Annotated in this window: 20 protein-coding genes; 3 read left to right on the top strand and 17 right to left on the bottom strand. The window is 38.1% G+C overall.

Annotated elements, in window-relative coordinates:
• Positions 1–186 precede the first annotated feature (186 nt).
• The 3 genes from P0092_RS09870 to splB all read left to right on the top strand — a co-directional run bounded on the left by P0092_RS09870 (position 187) and on the right by splB (position 2888).
• Positions 187–540 (top strand): DMT family protein, encoded by a 354-nt coding sequence (locus tag P0092_RS09870; protein WP_004620307.1) that lies wholly within the window; start codon positions 187–189, stop codon positions 538–540.
• Positions 541–551: 11 nt separating this feature from the next.
• Positions 552–1802, top strand: coding sequence for a YibE/F family protein (locus P0092_RS09865; RefSeq protein WP_004620305.1), 1251 nt, complete (start codon positions 552–554; stop codon positions 1800–1802).
• Positions 1803–1868: 66 nt separating this feature from the next.
• The gene (splB, locus tag P0092_RS09860) at positions 1869–2888 is read left to right on the top strand and encodes a spore photoproduct lyase (protein WP_004620302.1); all 1020 of its coding nucleotides are present in this window, start codon (positions 1869–1871) and stop codon (positions 2886–2888) included.
• 46 nt (positions 2889–2934) lie between these two features.
• On the opposite strand, the gene P0092_RS09855 is transcribed toward splB, so the two are convergent.
• The 17 genes from P0092_RS09855 to P0092_RS09775 form a co-directional block, all read right to left on the bottom strand.
• Positions 2935–4776 carry a WD40/YVTN/BNR-like repeat-containing protein gene (locus tag P0092_RS09855; RefSeq protein WP_004620300.1) on the bottom strand — a complete coding sequence of 614 codons (1842 nt, stop codon included), beginning with the start codon at positions 4774–4776 and terminating at the stop codon, positions 2935–2937.
• Positions 4777–4867: 91 nt separating this feature from the next.
• A complete protein-coding gene (locus P0092_RS09850) occupies positions 4868–5143 on the bottom strand; it encodes a hypothetical protein (RefSeq protein WP_004620298.1) in 276 nt (91 codons plus the stop codon).
• Positions 5144–5155: 12 nt separating this feature from the next.
• A complete protein-coding gene (ybaK, locus tag P0092_RS09845) occupies positions 5156–5632 on the bottom strand; it encodes a Cys-tRNA(Pro) deacylase (protein ID WP_004620296.1) in 477 nt (158 codons plus the stop codon).
• A 21-nt stretch (positions 5633–5653) separates the two neighbouring features.
• Positions 5654–6346, bottom strand: coding sequence for a DUF1287 domain-containing protein (locus P0092_RS09840; protein ID WP_004620294.1), 693 nt, complete (start codon positions 6344–6346; stop codon positions 5654–5656).
• Positions 6347–6417: 71 nt separating this feature from the next.
• Positions 6418–7275 carry a phosphoribosyltransferase gene (locus P0092_RS09835; protein WP_004620291.1) on the bottom strand — a complete coding sequence of 286 codons (858 nt, stop codon included), beginning with the start codon at positions 7273–7275 and terminating at the stop codon, positions 6418–6420.
• 24 nt (positions 7276–7299) lie between these two features.
• Entirely contained in the window at positions 7300–7983 is a 684-nt protein-coding gene (locus tag P0092_RS09830) for a histidine phosphatase family protein (RefSeq protein WP_004620289.1), read from the bottom strand.
• A 53-nt stretch (positions 7984–8036) separates the two neighbouring features.
• Positions 8037–8960: a dihydroorotate dehydrogenase gene (locus tag P0092_RS09825; protein WP_004620287.1), complete on the bottom strand. Its 924-nt coding sequence runs from the start codon at positions 8958–8960 to the stop codon at positions 8037–8039.
• A gap of 15 nt (positions 8961–8975) precedes the next feature.
• Positions 8976–9752 carry a dihydroorotate dehydrogenase electron transfer subunit gene (locus P0092_RS09820; protein ID WP_004620285.1) on the bottom strand — a complete coding sequence of 259 codons (777 nt, stop codon included), beginning with the start codon at positions 9750–9752 and terminating at the stop codon, positions 8976–8978.
• 17 nt (positions 9753–9769) lie between these two features.
• Complete coding sequence (carB, locus tag P0092_RS09815) at positions 9770–12985, bottom strand: carbamoyl-phosphate synthase large subunit (RefSeq protein ID WP_004620282.1); 3216 nt, start codon at positions 12983–12985, stop codon at positions 9770–9772.
• A gap of 22 nt (positions 12986–13007) precedes the next feature.
• Positions 13008–14090, bottom strand: coding sequence for a carbamoyl phosphate synthase small subunit (locus P0092_RS09810; protein WP_004620280.1), 1083 nt, complete (start codon positions 14088–14090; stop codon positions 13008–13010).
• A 24-nt stretch (positions 14091–14114) separates the two neighbouring features.
• Positions 14115–15053, bottom strand: coding sequence for an orotidine-5'-phosphate decarboxylase (gene pyrF, locus P0092_RS09805; RefSeq protein ID WP_004620278.1), 939 nt, complete (start codon positions 15051–15053; stop codon positions 14115–14117).
• Between the two features lie 53 nt (positions 15054–15106).
• Entirely contained in the window at positions 15107–16393 is a 1287-nt protein-coding gene (locus P0092_RS09800; RefSeq protein WP_004620276.1) for a dihydroorotase, read from the bottom strand.
• Complete coding sequence (locus P0092_RS09795; RefSeq protein ID WP_004620274.1) at positions 16377–17318, bottom strand: aspartate carbamoyltransferase catalytic subunit; 942 nt, start codon at positions 17316–17318, stop codon at positions 16377–16379. Before P0092_RS09795 ends, P0092_RS09800 begins: the two co-directional genes overlap by 17 nt.
• Before the next feature lie 13 nt (positions 17319–17331).
• A complete protein-coding gene (gene pyrR / locus P0092_RS09790) occupies positions 17332–17868 on the bottom strand; it encodes a bifunctional pyr operon transcriptional regulator/uracil phosphoribosyltransferase PyrR (RefSeq protein ID WP_004620272.1) in 537 nt (178 codons plus the stop codon).
• Positions 17869–18125: 257 nt separating this feature from the next.
• Positions 18126–19040, bottom strand: coding sequence for an RluA family pseudouridine synthase (locus P0092_RS09785; RefSeq protein ID WP_004620270.1), 915 nt, complete (start codon positions 19038–19040; stop codon positions 18126–18128).
• Positions 19041–19069: 29 nt separating this feature from the next.
• The gene (gene lspA / locus P0092_RS09780; protein WP_004620268.1) at positions 19070–19561 is read right to left on the bottom strand and encodes a signal peptidase II; all 492 of its coding nucleotides are present in this window, start codon (positions 19559–19561) and stop codon (positions 19070–19072) included.
• 34 nt (positions 19562–19595) lie between these two features.
• Positions 19596–21209: a peptide ABC transporter substrate-binding protein gene (locus P0092_RS09775; protein ID WP_004620266.1), complete on the bottom strand. Its 1614-nt coding sequence runs from the start codon at positions 21207–21209 to the stop codon at positions 19596–19598.
• Positions 21210–21248: the final 39 nt, after the last annotated feature.

Genomic DNA, 21248 nt, shown 5'->3' with positions numbered 1-21248 from the left:
ATATTTTTTAAAAAATACTTTCCGGTAAAATATAGTACCATACTAACATTATACTAATTTTGTTAAAATTTTCAATCTTATTGTCATTTTAGTGAGTCAAATAATGACTGTTGAAAATTATGTATAATAGATTATAATGATATTTATGCATACAAGATAAATCATAATATTAATGGGGTTATATATATGTCTTCAATTATTAAATTCTGGCCTTTTTTACTTTTAGTAGTTTCAAATATTTTTATGACATTTGCTTGGTATGGCAATCTTAAATTTAAAGATAGTTCAACCTCACTTCCCCTTATTATATTAATAAGCTGGGGTATAGCATTTTTCGAATACTGTTTAATGATACCTGCTAACAGACTGGCGTCAAAAAATTTTGACACAGCTCAACTTAAAATTATAAAAGAAGTAATATCACTTGTAGTATTTGGTGTTTTTTCAGTACTTTATCTTAAAGAAAGCTTTAAACTCAATTATATCTTATCTTTTATATGTATTCTAGGTGCAGTTTTCTTTGCCTTTAAAAAGTTTTAAAAGGAGAATTTATGGAAGCACACAACTTTAAAAAGCTTATAAACAAAAAAACGCTCATATACATCTCTACTATCGTTATTTCCATCGTACTGTTATACATAGGATACAGGGTTACCACCAACAATCTCGATATGTTTAAAGGTGTTGACGGTGTTGAAGCCCAGAGTGCAAGTGTTATTAAAATAATTAAAACAAGTAAAACCGAATATAATCTTGGAGGAGGTACCCCAAACAAGGGTAAGAACATTGCTTTTTCGGCAAAACTTTTATCCGGTAAAGACAAAGGCAAGCAGATTAATGCACTTCAAACTATAGACCCATTTTCAAGCGGCTCGCAAAAAGAAATTGAACCGGGAGATAAAGTAATTCTGTATAAACTCGACAACAAAGATTCTGAGTACGCTTGGGTCATGGCAGAATACCATAGAACTAATGCGCTTTTGGTGTTGGGAATCGCTTTTTTCGTCCTGCTTCTGATATTTGGAAGATCCAAAGGTTTCAATACAATATTATCGCTTATATTTACATTCGCAGCCATATTTGCAGTATTTGTCCCCGCAGTATTACAGGGCTTCAATATTTATATCTGGTCAATAATAACCTGCCTGTTTATAATCTGTATGACTTTACTTATAGTATACGGCCCCAGCAAGAAAAGTCTTGCAGCTGGTATTGGTTGTATGGTAGGTGTCCTCGTATCCGGAATTTTAATTACAATTATGGACAAGGTCTTAAAGCTCACAGGCTTTGTCAGCGAGGAATCCCTCTATCTGTTGCGTATTAATCCAAACCACCCCATTGATTTAAAAGCAATAATATTTGCCTCAATCCTTATAGGAGCAATCGGAGCCATAATGGATGTATCGATGTCTATTGCAGCTTCACTTGCTGAAATGCAGGAAAAACTGGAGTATACTCCCTTCAGTCTTCTGGTCAAATCTGGAATAGCTATTGGAAAGGATATAATGGGAACAATGGCCAACACACTTATACTTGCTTATATCGGCAGTTCCCTGTCCGTTGTTTTGCTTTTGGTTTCATATAACAGCTCACTTTTAGAGCTGCTTAACAAGGAAATGATAGTCGTGGAAATTCTTCAATCGTTGGTAGGAAGTATAGGTATTCTTTTTACAATGCCTCTGACCTCCCTTGTTTGCGGGTACCTGTATTCTGAAAGAGTTAAACTCCCACCGGCAGATACTTCCGACTTTGATATGACAAAATCCACTGAAAATGTTGACTACAATGACGGCTGGAAATAATATAAAAATGAATAATAAAATAGACATCCTCACACAATAATAAAAACAAGCGTGTGAGGATTTTTTATGTTTAAACCCCAAAGAGTAATTTTTGAAACAGGCACTCTGGATTATGAACTTGGCAGAAGCCTGTATAGTCATTTCAGTTCTTCAGGCATTGAGATTAATCAATGTGCGTTAAACAGAGTAAAGTCATGTATTCCCGGAGAGGATTTCAGTTCACTTTACAAGCATGGAAAGCAAACCCTTGTAATAGGCGTAAAAAAAAGCCTTTCTTTCCAGAGCTGTAAGCCTTCTGCACATTATCAGCTTCCCCTTGTAAGCGGCTGTGTCGGCCAATGTGAATACTGTTATCTCAATACACAATTAGGTGATAAGCCTTTTGTTAGAGTTTATGTAAACATTGATGACATTTTAAATCGTGCAGATAAATATATTCAGGAAAGACTTCCCGAAAGCACTATATTTGAAGGGGCTGCCACCTCCGATCCTATACCCGTTGAACCATATACCGGAGCTTTAAAGACCTGTATAAACTTTTTTGCAAACCAAAAAAATGCGCGTTTCAGGTTTGTAACCAAGTTTACCGACATAGACAGTCTTCTTGACCTCGAGCATAATAAACATACTGAAATACGGTTTAGTCTAAATACTAATAATATTATAAGTACCTACGAACACAAAACAGCTTCTGCAGAGAAACGTATAGAAGCAGTGGGAAAAGTAGCTAAGGCAGGGTATCCCATAGGATTTTTAATTGCGCCGGTATTTATCTATGAAGGGTGGAAAGAGGACTATAAGAACCTATTAATAAAACTTAGAAATACTCTTGATGATGATACCGCAAAGAATGCAAGTTTCGAGATTATAACACACAGATATACAGAAAGAGCTAAAAATAAGATTTTAGAAATATTCCCTGATACTACTCTGGATATGATAAACGAAAACCGTAAATTTAAGTTTGGACAATTCGGTTATGGTAAATATGTGTATCCTAAGGAAGCAATTGCTGAAGTTAAAGAATTTTTTACAAAGGAGATAAATCAAATCTTTGGAGAAGGTACCATAAAATATATTATATAAGGCCGACAGCTTACGCCGTCGGCCTTCATAAAGACTTAACCAATTCTTAATAATGTCCAAGAACCTGAGTCCAAATTGAACCATTCTTGGATATGGTAATACATTCAAAACATCCTACTGAAACGTATTTACCGTTGCACCACACTGTTCCATTCAGATTGGTTGAAACCTGTGATGCTACGGGGAACCAATTTTTCCCGTCATTAGAACCATAAGTCTTACCGGAAGCAGCTGTTGCAATAATTTTATATCCGCCACTAATCGGTGTATTATTAGTTGTAGTAATATCGGTAAAATTAGCCTTGAAGCCTGAAACTGAAGATGACCAATTTATGCCATCAGGTGAAGTAAGTATTGTACCATTAAGGCCTACAGCTATAAATTTACTTCCATCCCAAACAACACTTGTCAGGTTTTTAGTGGTTCCTGATTTTTGTTCAGTCCATTCTTTTCCATCCGTAGAAGTAAATATTTTACCGCCATTTCCTACTACAACATATATTCTGCCATTGTACTCACCCTTGTTCAAATATACCGGCGGTGAAACAACACTGTCGTCCCAATCAGCACCCGAATTACCGGATATAAGGATAATTCCGTTACTTCCTACAGCTATAAATTTTCCATTTGAATATGTAACACCTTCAAAATCATTTCCATAGCCTTTTACAGGTTCATACCAGTTTTTCCCTCCGTCAGTAGACCTTATGAGTGTACCACCGGGTCCAACTGCTACAAAAGCTCTGTCGTTGCAATCAATATCAACAAGGTCATCTATTGTTGTAAGGTTAAAATATGACCATGTTAAGCCACCATCGGTTGATCTTCTAACTCTTCCGTCAGTGCCTACGGCAACTAAGGTTTTTCCGTCATAGGTAACGTCATAAAGCTGAAAACCATCATCTGCCCCTGCGTTAAAAACTTCTACTGAGTGATCCAGATATGTAATTCTGGCTAATAATCCGCCTCCGCCGATACCAATAATAATATCTTTGTATATACCAATATCCTCTATTGCGTAGTGAGACATATTTTCCTTTGTTATTCTGTCCCATGCATAACCATCTTTTGAGAAACTAATGAGTCCACGGGTTCCTGTTGCATAGAAACCTTTTTCAGACTCGCTCCAAATTACATTTCTAAAGGATGCTTTTTCGTCCTTAAATACCGGTTTGTAGTTAACACCATCATATGATACTTCGATTGTACCCTTTTCACCTACGGCAACAAACTTGTCATTACCCCAAGTTACATTTTTTAATGACAAACCATATTTAGTCTCAGATGGAAAACTAATTTTTTGCTCTTTCCAGTCAATACCATTTTCTGATATAAGGCTTGTCCCAACATCAGTTAAACCATAAAATACACTACCGTTCCATATGATTTTTTTTATGTTTGGGATAATATCTTTGTAGGACGTGTATATTTTTCCAACCTTCACCCAGCTATACCCGTCTTTTGAGTAATAAATAGTTCCGTCGCTTCCTACTGCAACGAAAACATCTCCGTTGGATACTACAGAAGTAAGATTGTAATCATACTTTGGAGGCATAACCTCTTTCCAATCATAACCTTTTTCTGAAGTATAAATCGCACCGAAATCACCAACTGCTACAAACTGACTTCCTTTGCTTGCAACCGAATTCAGCAAAGAATCGGTAGGAAGTTGAATGTCCTTCCAATCTTTTCCATTTTCTGTCAACCTAACTATACCATAGTCTCCAACAGCCGCAAACAATCCGTTGTCATTTGCCGTTATTGACCACAAATAGCGGTCCTGAGGTGCAGGAAGATCCTCAAAACCCTCTGCTTGGATTACCAGCATAGAAAAACAACTGGTAAAGAGCATACACATCACCAAGAGAATTACAAGATGTCTTTTCATATATACCCTCCTAATAAATTATTATAGGTATATATTATAATAATTGTATAGAATTGTAAACATTAATTTTTACATCTAATTCTATTCAAAGCTAGAATCTGTCATTTATACGACTTCTATGACCATTCTGTTTTTCGTCATTATTTATGTCATGTTTGTCATCGTGTGTATAAGCTTCTTTTACAATGTTATCCTGATGAATGAGTTTTTCAATTTCCAGCTGATTTTTAGCCTTTACCTCCTCAGTACGAACCAGTACATCAGCTTTAATTTGCTCCTTCTTTATCCGATATTTAAGTACTAACTCAATGGTAAGGTAAACTGATAATAGTACTGCTAAAATTGCTATTACTGTATTTAAATCCATAATAATCTCCTTCTATTCGGCTATCATATCTACATCTGCTTTAATAAGTTCAATTAGCTCCTTAGGGCTTACCTCAACCTGAAAACCGATTTTGCCGGCGCTGAAAATAAATGTATCCAGATTCTCACAAGTACTGTCAATTACTGTTTTATAATCCTTTTTCATACCAATAGGAGAGCAGCCTCCCCTGATATATCCGGTAACTTTATTGATTTCATCAACTCGTATCATCTCAACCGACTTCTCCCCCACTGCTTTTGCAGCAGCTTTGAGGTTGAGTTCCTTGTTCACGGGAATTACAAATACAAAAAAGTTTTTACTGTTGCCTTTGGTTACAAGTGTCTTAAAAACTTTTTCAACAGGCTGTCCTATTTTTTCAGCTACTGAAACACCGTCAATGGCTCCACCCTTGCTGTCGTATGTATACACATTATATTTAATTTTGCCACTGTCTAAAATTCTCATTACATTTGTCTTTTGATTTGCCACACCTATACCCCTCTTCCATATTTACTCCAAATCATTTTGTGGAAACCTGAAATGTCCTATTATACGGCCTTTTTTGCTCCATTTTAAAAGCAAGTCTTCTTCCTTTGGAAAAGTGCTGGAGTTGTGTATTATACCCGGAACCCCATCTCTCCTGCGTTTGTCCGATATAACAGCAACATGGTCACTGTTTTTCAATATTACTATATCACCGGGCTGCCACTGGTACAAGTTTTTCCTGTTAAAGGGTTTTACCTCTGTTGTAAGGTTTGTAGCAAATTTTTTTAAAAATATATACTGGTTCTTTACGCGTCTGAAATCTATGTTAGGGTCAGGTATAATTACACCGCTTTTATAGTCATCTGTATGCTTTGAGATATCAGCATCCATATGTGACTTCAAATCGTATCCTGCGTTTTTTAGAGCTCTCCACACAACATCAGTACATACACCTTCTGATTTTGGCGGATATCCACCTTCATAGTAGGTACTCTGGTACTTTGTCATGTTGGATATCTCTAATCTGGCTCCTTGTACGATATCCTCATTGTCAGGTATTCCATCTTTATCCATATCTCCATGACAAATTAGTCTGTCAATTTTAATCTCTCCCCTAAGAAAGAAAAAAGCATCCTTAAAGGCGAAGTGGCTGTATGATAATAATGTTACAACACCAGCTGCCAGTATTACGGATGCAAAAAATACAAACCTTTTCATTAAATCACTCCAACCCTCTCGAGTTATTGAATCTCCATATTCTTTCAAAGGTATATGTATTCAGTAATTAATTATTTCAGACCATAAATATCCTCTTCTATACAAATACGTGCCCTTTGCGCAGTCTTTGCATCTGCATTAAGAGAATTTTCCAAAAATTCAGGATTGTTTATTAAGAACTCTTTCATTGTACCTGTTGGATTATCAAGATACTTCATCAGTAAACCGTATTGTTCTGATGAAATGTGTCCACCTGAAAGCGCACCGTCAAAAAGTCCTTTATCCACATTCATAAGTGCATGGGACTCAACATCAGCATCCTTTAACTTTTCGGTCCCTCCCTGTAATCTGTCTATTACAACAAGACTGTATTTCAGATTGCCTTTTAGTTTATTAACAGCCGGAATCCATGCACGCACATAGCTGGAAGCCTCTGTTATAATGTCCGCAATATGAAGCACATTTGCTCCACCAAGGTCAGTTACCTCTGAAGATACTCCATCTTTATACAATACTGCCGTCAAATCCTTGAATATTGTTATATGAGGTATTTTAAGTATATCTGCTACTATAAGTGAAAAGAACCAGTCTCTTCTTTCTCCTCCTGATATATATCCTATATCTTTAATGTCAATATTACTCTTTATATACTCACACATAGTTGTTATGAGGCCTCTGAATATCTCGTCAGTTTCAAAATTCTTATGGGCCAGTTCAAGTATTATCTCCGAGCAGTCCATTTTATTTTCTTTGCATACATCGATTACTTTCAAAAGACTGTTTGCCTTTTCTTCACTGCCATAAAGAAAATGTGTATTTATGTAGTAAGGACCTATCTTCGATGATGTATACCAAAACGGCTTGTTTTCAGGACATATCCTGACAGCATTGGTTTTAAACAGCCAGTTAATCAGATTATTATTTTCCATTGTTAACCTCCTACAAGACCTTAGTTATTTTTTTCGCATTGACTCCATGTAGCTTTGCCACCACTCCTGATTCTGAATAGTACTCAACTCCACACCTAAATGTACAATATCGCCTTCGAGTACTACCTCAAAATCATCATTTTCGTCATTGTAATCAACAATTGTTACTGATGTATTGTCATGCCAATATATATTTTTCATATACTTAAGAGACTTGCCGTAAAACCTGCACAGCATTGCTCTGATAGCTGTGCCATGTGTAACTACACAAACATTTTTCCCTTTGTTCTTTCGGATTATGTCCATAACTTCTTTTAAAATACGGTTATAGAATTCCTCCATATTTTCGCCGTTAGGCATTTGATGCATATGAGGTTCGTTTTCCCATGTATAGTTTTCATTTGGATATAATCCGGGTATAGCATCCCATGCAATATTTTCCCAATCTCCGCCGTTAATTTCCTTCATTTTGTCTGTTCGGATAATAGGAAGCTTTTTGATATCGGCTATATACTGTGCTGTCTGCAGGGTTCTTGTCAAGCTGCTTGAATATATAATGTCAACAGGCACATCAGCGAGCCTTTCTGCCACTGCCTTGGCCTGTTTGTGTCCCTTTTCAGTAATCCTGCTGTCATACCATCCGTGAAATACTCTGTTGAAATTTCCTTCCGCTTCCGCATGTCTTACAAATATAAGCCTCGTTTTCATGAGTACCTCCATAAAATAAATATAATACAACAGTAATTATTATATCAGATTAATCAGTCATTCAAATCCATTTTTCCGATAATTTCATCCAACCCTGTATGTCCATGGTGCTCAAGATACTTTTCTATTCCGTTAACAATCTCTATTGGAATTGTAGGGTTAACAAAGTTTGCAGTCCCAACCATTACGGCTGATGCACCCACAAGTATGAATTCAACGGCATCCTCCCAAGAGCTGATTCCCCCCATCCCTATTACGGGTATTTTAACCGAGTGTGCCGCTTCATATACCATACGTAATGCAATAGGCTTTACCGCAGGGCCTGACAAGCCTCCGAAGTTGTTAGCTAGAATTGGTTTCTTTTTATTTATATCAATTGCAAGTCCCAATATGGTATTTATAAGTGATATACAATCCGCACCTGCACCCTCGGCAGCCATTGCTATTGACTTTATATCAGAAACATTTGGGGTCAATTTAACTATCAATGGCTGCTTACAGTATTTTTTTACAGCGGATGTAATTTCCTCTATTCCTTTTGGCGAAGTCCCAAAGGCCAGACATCCTGCCTTAACGTTAGGACAGGACACATTCATTTCAATGGCATCCACTTGGGAGTCACCCAGTATCTCTGCCATTTCGCAATACTCTTCTATAGTATTTCCGGCAATGTTCGCAATTATTTTAGTTTTGTATTTTTTTAAAAACGGCAGGTCTTCTTTTATGAAAACTTCTACTCCGGGATTTTGCAATCCCACACTGTTAAGTATGCCTGCAGGAGTTTCTGCTATTCTCGGCGGCTTGTTGCCTTTCCTCTCTTTTAACGTAAGTCCCTTTACTGAAATTCCCCCGATTTGGTTCAAATCAACATACTCACTGTATTCCTTTCCGAAACCGTAAGTACCTGATGCCATTATAACGGGGTTGTCAAACTGTACTCCTGCAATATTTGTACTTAAATCTATATTATCTGACATATATAAACCTCCCATTTAGTCCCAGCAAACCTCTGTGCTCCAGTATACAGGCCCGTCCTTACAAACGTGGCTGAACCCCCAGTCATCACCTTTTTGGGTCTTGCAGGCACAGACCAGACATGCTCCTATACCACACCCCATGCGTTGTTCCATAGATACCTGACATGAGATGCCATTCTTTTGTGCAATTGCAGCGACCTTCCGCATCATTATGGCAGGGCCGCAGGTATATATTATATCCGGTTTTTGAGATTGAATTGTCTCTTCAAGAAGTTCTGTTACAAAGGCTTTTTTACCGTATGAACCGTCGTCTGTAGCAATTTCTACAGTATTTGCGGTAGCCCTGAATTTATCCTCCAGAACAACAGCCTCTCCACTTCTGAAGCCAAGCAAAGCAGTCTTATTAGTCGATTGAGAAGCTTTTAACAGATACAGGAGGGGAAAGGTTCCTATTCCTCCCCCTACTACACATATATTTTTATGCTTATCATCTAGCATAAAGGAGTTCCCCAGAGGTGCCATTATGTCTACCGCTCCCTGACACATACTGCAAAGCTTTTGGGTACCGCTGCCCTTTACCTGAATAACTATATCAAACGTATTTTGAGCTTTATTTACATCGCAAATGCTTATAGGACGTCTTAGCATTGCATCCAACCCACCACATCTGATGTTTACAAACTGACCCGGTTTTGCAGTAGAAGCAACATATTCTGACCTGATAGTCATTATAAAAACATCCTTGCACAGCATTTGCGTACTTACAATCTGTTCATTTAGTAGCTTACCCATATTTACCTCCGGTATTTTTACTCGTCAAATATGCTTAAATTAAGTACTTCAAGCTCACCTTCGGTTTTCCCGAGCTTGAGGCATTTGATTATTGCTTCTGCCGTATCAAGTGAAGTCAGACACGGTATTGACATTTCTACGGCTTTTCTTCTTATTTTAAAGCCGTCCCTGTCAGCGTTTCTGCCTTTAGTCGGTGTATTTATTATCATTGCCAGCTTACCTGCATGGATAAGCTCAATTATATTAGGTGAGCCTTCATCCAGCTTTCTTACAGCATTTGTTGCAATTCCGTTATTATTCAGCATATTTGCAGTCTTACCTGTTGCATAGAGAGTAAAACCTAACTTTTCAAATTCCTCTGCAATATGAATCAGTTCAGGCTTATCAGTGTCTCTGACTGTCATAAGTATTCCATCCCCGGGCTTTGGAAGCTTTATTCCTGATGCTATAATACCTTTGTACAAAGCTTCCGGGAAATTATCAGCTATTCCAAGTACTTCACCGGTAGACTTCATTTCAGGCCCAAGGCTTGTGTCTACTTCATGGAGTTTTTCAAAGGAGAATACAGGAACTTTTACCGAAACATAGCCCGGTTCTCTGTATAAGCCTGTTCCATACTTGAAATCCTTAAGCTTTTTACCCATCATGACTTTGGTTGCAAGATTTACCATTGGAATTCCCGTAACCTTACTGATATATGGAACAGTACGACTTGACCTTGGATTCACTTCTATTACGTAAACCTGATTATTATATAAAACATACTGTATATTTACCATTCCGATTACATTCAAGGCTTTTGCAAGTTTTACCGTATAATCTACAATAACCTCTTTAACCTTGTCTGTAAGTGTCTGTGAAGGATATACGGATATACTGTCCCCTGAGTGAACACCTGCTCTTTCAAGGTGTTCCATTATGCCCGGTATAAGTATTTCCTCACCATCGCAGATTGCGTCAACCTCTATTTCCTTACCCATCATGTATTTATCAACCAGTATGGGATGTTCCTGAACAGTTCTGGTTATTATCTCCATAAACTCTTTGACATCCTTGTCATTGTAGGCTATTTCCATCCCTTGCCCTCCAAGGACGTAGGAAGGCCTTACCAGTACAGGGTATCCCAACTCGTTAGCCGCTGCTATTGCCTCCTCAAGAGTAAATATAGTTTTTCCTTGAGGTCTTGGAATACCTGTCTTTTCAAGTATCTCGTCAAATTTCTCCCTATCTTCTGCCGCATCTACATTTTTTGCTTCAGTACCAAATATCTTAACTCCCATATCATCCAGAGACTTAGTGAGTTTGATAGCAGTTTGTCCGCCGAACTGTACTATAGCTCCTTTTGGATTTTCTGCTTCAACTATATTTGCCACATCCTCAGGCGTCAACGGTTCAAAGTAAAGTCTGTCCGCTGTATCAAAGTCAGTACTTACGGTTTCAGGGTTGTTGTTTGCAATAATTGTTTCATACCCAAGCTCTTTCAATGCCCATACAGAGTGTACGGAGCAGTAGTCAAATTCTATTCCCTGACCTATTCTTATTGGTCCCGAACCCAGAACCAGAACCTTTTCTCTATCGGATTTCTTAACCTCAGAATGGTCATCGTAGGTTGAGTAATAGTATGGTGTTACAGCTTCAAACTCAGCAGCACAAGTATCAACCATTTTATACGCCGCAGTAATATTTTTCTGCTTTCTGAGTTCGGTTATTTCTTCTTGGGAAACTCCGGACAGCTTGGCGATTATTCTGTCTGTAAAACCCATCTTCTTTGCCTTTTTCAAAACATCCTTATCAAGCTGCTCCTTATTTACGGTTTTAAGCTTTTCTTCCATTAGAACGAGTTCTTTAATCTTGCATAGGAAGAAATAATCTATCTTGGTTATTTCATGAATTTCTTCAACTGTTATAGAACGTCTTATTGCTTCTGCTATGACAAATATTCTTTCGTCATTAATATCATGAAGTTTTTTTAGTATCTCACTGCCTTCAAGATTTTTGTAAATATCCTGTTCAAGTGTAAATATACCCAGTTCCAGTGAACGTATGGCTTTCATCAGAGCAGCCTCAAATGAGCTGCTTATGGACATTACCTCTCCTGTTGCCTTCATCTGCGTTCCCAGTGTTCTCTTTGCCTTTACAAATTTGTCAAAAGGCCATTTTGGTATTTTTACTACAACATAGTCAAGTGTAGGTTCAAAGCAAGCATATGTCTTTCCTGTTACGGCATTTTTTATTTCATCCAGACCGTAGCCTATTGCAATCTTTGAAGCAACCTTTGCTATCGGGTATCCTGTAGCCTTAGAAGCAAGTGCAGATGATCTGCTAACTCTTGGGTTTACTTCTATTACTGCATATTCAAAGCTTGTTGGATGCAGGGCGTATTGTACATTACAGCCTCCCTGTATTCCCAGTGCTGATATTATTTTCAGTGCAGAGGTTCTAAGCATTTGATATTCTTTGTCCGCAAGTGTCTGGGAAGGTGCCACAACTATACTGTCTCCGGTATGGACTCCAACAGGGTCAATGTTTTCCATGTTACACACGGTTATAACATTACCCTTGCTGTCTCTCATTACTTCGTATTCAATTTCCTTCCAACCTGATATGCATTTCTCAATCAGAACCTGATGAACACGGCTGAGTCTTAGTCCGTTTTCTCCTGTTTCCCTCAGTTCTTCTTCATTGTATACAATTCCTCCGCCGGTACCTCCAAGGGTGTATGCAGGTCTTACAATAACCGGATAATCAATCTCACGGGCAAATTCTACTGCATCTTCTATTGTGGTAACAACCTTACTGGCAATACATGGCTCGCCTATACGTTCCATTGTGTCCTTGAAATCCTGTCTGTCTTCAGCCATTTTTATTGCTTCGGTAGCTGTTCCCAGAAGCTTTACTCCCTGCTCCTGTAAAAAACCTGATTCTGCAAGTTCCATTGCCAAGTTCAGGCCTGTCTGGCCTCCCAGTGTTGGTAAAATGCTATCAGGTTTTTCATATCTTATTATATTTTTTACTACTTCAGCTTTAAGGGGTTCTATATAAACCTTATCAGCTATATTCGTATCAGTCATTATGGTAGCAGGATTACTGTTTACCAGCACAACTTCTATTCCTTCTTCTTTGAGAGCCTGACACGCCTGAGTTCCGGCATAGTCAAATTCTGCGGCCTGACCGATTATAATCGGACCGGACCCGATAACCAATACTTTATGTATATCATTACGTTTAGGCATGTGTTATATCCTCCAGCTTCTTTTATATACTACTTTTTGAATAATCTATCATTTTAATGAACTCGTCGAACAAATATGCTGTGTCACCCGGTCCCGGTGATGCTTCGGGGTGAAATTGCACTGTAAAAAGCGGAGCATTTTTGTACTTTATTCCTTCGATAGTTCCATCATTCATATTTATATGACTTACAGTCATGGTTTCTCTGTCGAGTGATTCTTCCACAATAGTGTACCCATGGTTTTGGGAAGTAATGTAGGTGAGATCCTTTGCTATATCCTTTACCGGGTGGTTGCAGCCTCTATGCCCGTATTTAAGTTTTACTGTATTGGCTCCGTTTGCTAATGCTGTCAACTGATGTCCAAGGCAAATTCCGAACATTGGCTTTTTACCTATGAGTTTTTTAATTGTCTCTATCTGGAACTGACAATCCTTAGGGTCTCCCGGTCCGTTAGAAAGCATTATCCCGTCGGGTTCTATTTTCAAAACTTCTTCCGCTGTTGCTGTTGCAGGGAATATATATACTTCGCAGTCCCTGTTTAACAAGGATCTTACAATATTCTGCTTTAAACCGTAATCCATAAGAGCTATTTTATAGCCTTCTCCCTTGTAATGCTTTATTTCTTTTGTTGTTACTTGTAATACAGGGTTGTTAATTGTATAGCTGTTTACGTTTGAAAGCTCTTCTTGTATATTTTCCAGCTGTTCTGCTGTAATTATAGTACCTTTCATAGTACCGTTATCGCGCAAAATCCTAGTTAAGGCTCTTGTATCAATACCCTCAAGACCTGTTATCTCATTTCTTTTCAAATACTCATTCAGGGTTTCGATAGATCTCCAGTTACTTGGAGTTTTACAAAGCTCCCGGACTATAAAACCCTTTACCTGAGGTTTCAAAGATTCAATATCATCTATATTCACACCATAGTTTCCTATTAATGGATAAGTCATACATACTATTTGTCCGCAGTATGACGGGTCTGTCAGAACTTCCTGATATCCTGTCATACCTGTGTTAAAAACTACCTCTCCAACTACCTTTCCTTCCATTCCAAAGCTGTTGCCTTCGAATATCGTACCGTCTTCCAGTAATAAAAAAGCCTTCATATTTTCACCTCTGTGTCTTATTAATTATCTGCCAAGTGCAGCATTCAAATCTTCCTTCATTCTCAGAACTTCTGCCCTTGCGGCTTCTGCAAACTTCTCTTCTGTATATTCATTCTTCCATGTTTCCGATTTATATGCACACATTACACTTCTGGATGCATTCACTATTGCACCTAATCCGTCTCTGTTGAAGGAATTTGCACAATCTCTCGCTGTTCCCCCCTGCGCTCCGTAGCCCGGAACCAGAATATATGCATTTTTCATAATTGACCTTAGCAATTTGGCCTGATTTGGATATGTCGCTCCCACCACGGCTCCAACACTACTGTAGCCATATTTCCCGGTGAGGGGTTTTCCCCATTCATGTACATATCCTGCCATAACTTCATAAATACTTTTGCATTGTTCAGTTACAAGGTCTTGTAACTGCCCTGAGGACTTATTGGATGTCTTTACAAGAATGAATATTCCCTTGTCAAAATTGGTGCAGTCCTGAATAAAAGGCTTAATACCATCAATTCCCAGATATGGGCTAACTGTAAGGGCATCCACATCGAAAGCCTTTTGCGTTACTCCATCGTCTATTTCCGTTTCACCCAAAAAACTCTTTGAATAAGCCTCTGCAGTTGTGCCAATATCATTTCTCTTTCCGTCTGCAATAACAATCAAACCCTTGCTTTTTGCATATTTGCAGGTTTCATCGAAAGCAATTAATCCCTCTATCCCATACATTTCATAGTAAGCAAGCTGGGGTTTAACTGCCGGAACCTCATCGTATATTGAATCAATTAGCATTTTATTAAAGGCTATAATAGCTTCAGAAGCTCCCTTTAAATTCTTGCCATACTCTTTAAAGGCTCTCTCTTTAATAAATGCCGGAACATATTCAATTTTGGGATCCAATCCTACAACCGTTGGATTATTCTTTTCTTGGATACTCTCAATAAGTCTGTCAATAAACATTTTTATCTCCATTTCCGGGCAATATTAAAATTATTACCCAATGCATAATAATTTTACAACAGTACCTTTTTTCTGACCACAGGGCTTCCGCCTACAATGGTATACTGAGGCTGACCGTATAATGAAAACCCGTTAAAGGGTGAATTTTTGCCTTTTGATTCGAAATTGGTGATATCCACCTTATATTGTTCATCTATATCAAATATCATTAAATCAGCCAGTTTTCCGACTTCAATGGTACCTTTGTTAAGACCCAGCATTTGTGACGGATTAAAACTCATTTTATATACAAGTTCTTTGAGAGTAAGATGTCCGGGTTTGACCAGATAAGTAATTGCCAGTGGAAATGCTGTTTCAAAACCGACCATTCCATTTGCAGCATTTTTGAATTCTACATTTTTCTCATCTATATGATGGGGTGCATGGTCTGTTGAAATAATATCTATAGTGCCGTCCTTTAAGCCCTGAATTATTGCATCAACGTCCTTTTGCGTCCTTAATGGAGGATTTACCTTTGCATTTGTGTTAAAACCTTCACATGCACTATCAGTGAGTGTAAAATAATGGGGACATGTTTCAGCAGTAACTCTTACACCTCTTTTTTTGGCATTTCTGATTAAGTCAACTCCCAACTCCGTACTTACATGAGCTATGTGTATTGTTGCCTTTGTATATTCTGCAAGTATCAAATCTCTTGCAATCATTACTTCTTCAGCGGGGGCAGGATTGCCTTTCAGCCCGAGAATTGATGACTGGAAGCCTTCATTCATGAGCCCTTCGTCTACAAGGTCAAGGTCTTCACAGTGTGAAATAATTGTTATATCAAACATTGAGGCGTATTGCATTGCCTTTTTCATTAATGAGGAGTTACCTACAGGTCTGCCGTCATCTGAGAGTGCAACCGCACCTGCAAATTTGAGCTCCCCGATTTCACTTAGTTCCTCTCCCTTTAGACCTTTTGACAAAGCTCCAATAGGAAATACATTTACAATACCGTCGATTTTCGCCTTATTTATTACATACTTTACCATTGCTTCATTGTCCAGTACCGGATTGGTATTAGGCATACATGCAACTGAGGTAAAACCGCCTTTAGCCGCACTTCTTGTTCCTGTCTCAATATCTTCCTTATACTCATATCCGGGGTCTCTCAGGTGACAATGGGCATCTACCAGACCCGGTATTACCTGCAAGCCCTTTGCGTCAATTACTTCACAACCGGCTTCATCTATTTCGCTTCCTATATCATGTATAATTCCATCCACTATCAATATGTCTTGAACACTGTCTAAACCGGTTTTTACGTCCATAATGTTTCCGTCTTTAATCAGTAACTTCATTTGCGGTTCCCCTCCTTGTTAAAAGATACAGCAGCGCCATTCTCACTGCAACTCCATTAGTTACCTGTTCGTTTATACAAGACTGTTGTCCGTCAGTAACTGAGGTAGAAAGCTCGACTCCTCTGTTTACAGGGCCTGGATGCAGCACTATTGCATCCTCCTTGGCAAGCTTTAACCTCTTATCGTCAACTCCGAAAAACCTTGCGTATTCTCTTATTGTGGGGAACAAGCCCTTCTTTTGACGCTCCAACTGGATTCTCAGGCCCATGACCACATCAGCATCAAGCATTGCTTCTTGAACAGTACTGAAAACATTCACACCCATTTTTTCAATCTCAGGTGGCATCAGCGTAGCGGGACCGGATACATTAACCTCAGCACCCATTTTTGTCAGCCCCCATATATTGCTTCTGGCAACTCTGCTGTGGAGTACATCTCCTATAATTGCCACCTTCAGGCCTTTTAATGTACCCTTTTTCTCCTGAATCGTAAACATGTCAAGCAAAGCCTGTGTGGGATGTTCATTCATACCGTCTCCGGCATTTATTATTGAGGATTTTACGTTTTTAGCCAAAAGATGAGGTGCTCCGGACATGGGATGCCTCATTATTATAATGTCCGAACCCATAGCGTCAATTGTTTTTCCTGTGTCTATTAAAGTTTCGCCCTTCTGTACGCTGCTGCTGGATGCGGATATATTTGCGGCGCTGGCCCCCATATATTTTGAAGCCAGTTCAAATGAAAGTCTTGTTCTTGTACTGTTTTCATAAAACAGTGTAATGATTGATTTTCCCTGAAGATGTGCTGTTTTTTTGTTGTTTGATGTAACAATACATTTCATTGTTTTAGCGGTATTCAGAATATACTCTATTTCTTCTGCCGAAATATCCCTCAGTCCCAGTAAATCTTTGGATTTCAAGTTCATATTTCTTTTTCTCCTATTCCTTACCCGTTATAGTAACATTATTTAAACCGTCAATTTCAAAGAGATTAACGTGTACTATCTCACTTCTTGATGTAGGTACGTTCTTTCCTACATAGTCGGCTCTTATGGGAAGTTCTCTGTGTCCTCTGTCAATAAGCACCGCAAGCTGAATCATCTGAGGTCTGTTAATGTCCATCAGAGCATCTATGGCTGCTCTTACGGTTCTTCCCGTATAGATTACATCATCCACAAGAACAAGTTTCTTTCCTGCAATATCAAAGTTTATTTCTGTACCGTTTATAACGGGATGCTCATTTAAGAGGCTAAGATCATCACGATATAGTGTAATGTCCAGAATGCCTACCGGAATTTCCCTGCCTTCAACATCTTTTATTTTATTTGCTATTCTGGCTGCAAGAGGAACTCCTCTTCTCTGAATTCCAATCAGTACCAGATTATCCACTCCCTTATTTTTTTCAATAATCTCGTGGGAAATTCTTGTTATAGCTCTTGCTATTGCGCTTTCATCCATTAACTCGGTATGTCCCATAAGGTCGTCTCCTCTCATTTTTACAGCATATATTTTAATATAAACTTTTACATGCAATTGATTCGCCAATTTTGTCTGTGTACTAAAAAAGCTTCCTGCCTTAGGCAAGAAGCTTAACATATACAAATACAACCATACTTTCGATGATTATACATAAATGCAAGTATATTTTAATATCTCACCTTATAGCCTCTCTGGACTAATTTAAAGGTAACTCTCTTTTTACATGAAATAATACCATAACAATAACTAATTGTCTATAGATTTTCTCTCAATTGACTTAAAATACTTTGAAAATATTCCGGCACAGCAGTTTCAAACTTCATATCTTCACCTGTTACAGGATGTTGGAACGAAAGTCTCCATGCATGAAGCACCTGCCCCTTTGTTTTAAACTTTTGCTTTCTTCTGCCATAAACCATATCACCGATTATTGGGTGATTTATATAGGACATATGAACTCTTATCTGATGGGTTCTTCCTGTTTCAAGTTTCAATTGAACATAAGTGGCACTTGGGAACCTCTCCAGTACCTTGAAATGAGTAATAGCATTCCTTCCGTTTTGAGTATTAACACTCATCTTCTTTCGTTCAACGGGATGCCTTCCGATAGGTGCATCAATCTTTCCGCTGTTTTCATATATGATACCGTCAACAAGTGCAATATATTCCCTTTTTATATCATGGGTTTTAAGCTTCTCAGAAAGCCTTTCATGAGCAATGTTACTCTTGGCAACCACAAGCAGCCCGGATGTATCCTTGTCAATTCTATGGACAATTCCGGGTCTTATAACACCGTTTATGTCGGACAAACTATCTCCGCAGTGTTTCATTAAGGCATTAACTAAGGTTCCCGAGTAGTTTCCCACAGCAGGGTGCACAACCATTCCCTTTGGCTTATTTATAACTATTATATGCTTGTCCTCATATACAATATCAAGAGGAATATCTTCCGGCTCTACGTCAAGAATTTCGGCGTCGGGAACACTCACTTTTATATTGTCACCGGGCTTTACCTTATAATTTGACTTTGCTTGCACTTCATTTACCCATATATTCCCATCCAAACAGAGCTTCTGAATATAGGATCTTGAATAATCTTCAAGATTTCCCGCAAGCCATGAATCAATTCTTACTCCATCTGTATCACATTCTAAAATAAATTCTTTCAAAGCAACCTCCGTGAACATGTATGATTTGATTATTTTGTTTCATCCTGAACCTGTTCTTGTTTAGCAGCTTCAGGCTTTTCTTCCTTGTACAGGAACAATATATATATGGCAAGAAGAATTGTTCCAACTACAACTAATATATCTGCAACATTAAAAGTAGGAAAAACGTAGGAGCCAAAATGAAACTCCAAAAAATCTACCACGCTTCCGTTGCTGAAAATCCTGTCGTACAGATTTCCCAAGGCACCTCCAAGAATAAGTGACAAAGAAAGACGTAAAAACTTATGCTTATGCTTTACGAGAAAGTATAACATTGCCAAAGATACTATGGATACCATTAAAACAAGAAAAATAGTTTTACCCTGCAAAATACTGAAAGCAGCCCCTTGATTTTCAAGATGCCTTAAGTAAAAAAAGTCTTTTATAACCGTTATGGGATTGCCTACAATTTTATCCAGCACCCAAACTTTTGTTAGTCTGTCCATTGCGAAGCCTACTATAATAATTAACGCCCAAAGCATATTAGTCCTCCATCCATTTCTTCAAAATATATAATTATTGCGGAACATACCACCGTGAAAAATCATTATAGCTGCTCCAAGTATTAGGATTTACAGCCCCTTTTATATTTTTACTGCACATTACACCCTCATTAATAAAATACAAGCCTATGTATGGCCTTTCATCCAAAACAGTTTTTATGAGATTAGTATATATACCTTTCTGTTTTTCAACATCGGGTTGAATCAAAATCTGTTGAAGATACCCGTCAACCGCAGGATTGCTGTATTTTGCAGTATTAAGCCCGGTCTTTATGTTTTCCGAAGAGTAAACAAAAGATAAATCCGGTTTTGTTGAAATTCTATACCCCAGTAACGCCATATCATATGCACCGGATTTTATTCTACCCTGTATATTCTCCCAAGTAAGCTTTTCAACCTGTACAGTTATTCCATTCTTACCCAATTGAGAGGCTATTGCATTAGCAGTATTTACTCTTAATAAATTTTCCTGATTTACAATTAGCTTTAATACAAATGCTTTACTGTTGTTCTTACTTACATATTTATTCTGTGAGAGAACATATCCGTTTTGTGTCATAAACTGTTTTGCCTTATTTGCATCTGAATACTGCTCACTATTTACCAGTCGGTTTATCCATGAGTTGGGAGAAACGGGTAATTCAGCAGGAACAGCTACGCCATATGCGGCCGCATCGATAAGCTTTTTCTTATCGATAAAACCTGCTATGGCACTCCTCAAAGTCTTATTTGCCATTGGCCCTTTTGCAATATTCAGTGACAGATATTCATAGTTTTTACCGGGGTAACGTTTAAGAGAAATATCCGTCCGGCCAATATATTTTTTGAACTCAGTGTAATCAGCCGTTACAATATCAACATCTCTGGACTGAAAAGCATTAGTTGCATTTCCGGTATTCTGGGATATCTTGACTTCCACAGATTGGATATATGGAATCGTAAGTTTTGAGTCACCTTTTTTCCACCAATTATCGTTGGCTTTTAGCTTCACCTCTGTTTTAGCATTATAGGATACAAAAGCATAAGGCCCGGTACCCACAGCTACAGAATTTTTCTTTGGATGTGCCGGTATAATTGGAAAAGTCAGGTTGTATAACGTCAGCCCATCAGGTTTTTTTAAATTAACTATAACCGTATTATTATTACCTGCTGCCACAGATGCAATATTTTGTAAACCCGCTGCATACACACTGTTGTTCTTGGCATCCAATATACTATTTACTGAAAACACAACATCTCCGGCTTGAAGGGAAGCGCCATCGTGCCACTTAACTCCATTTCTTAAAGGTATTGTTATTTTTAGCCCATCAGCCGAGGTTACTGCACTTTGAGCTAAAACAGGCACAGGTTGCTGTTTCTCATCTAATTTATAAAGTCCCTCAAACACCAAACCCAAAAAATCCTGAACATACTGGTTTTTTGTCACAATTGGATTAAGTGTATCTACAGGTGTACTGAACAAACGTACTGAACCGCCTTTTTCAGGGCCTTTGTCCAAGACGTCATATTTTCCTTCATAAATATCCTCAATGGGATTTGCAGATTTTCTATCAAGATTAACAGTACATGCTGAAAGCACCAGCCCTGTAATTATCAGTAAAGAAATAAGTCTCAAGGATTTTGTCATTGTTTTTCTCCAACAAATAATCTTATCAAATACATATTT

This window comes from Ruminiclostridium papyrosolvens DSM 2782, assembly GCF_029318685.1.
GTDB classification, from domain to species: domain Bacteria; phylum Bacillota; class Clostridia; order Acetivibrionales; family DSM-1351; genus Ruminiclostridium; species Ruminiclostridium papyrosolvens.
The sequence above is the reverse complement of the archived record's forward strand: the minus strand, read 5'-3'. Positions and strand labels throughout refer to the sequence as shown.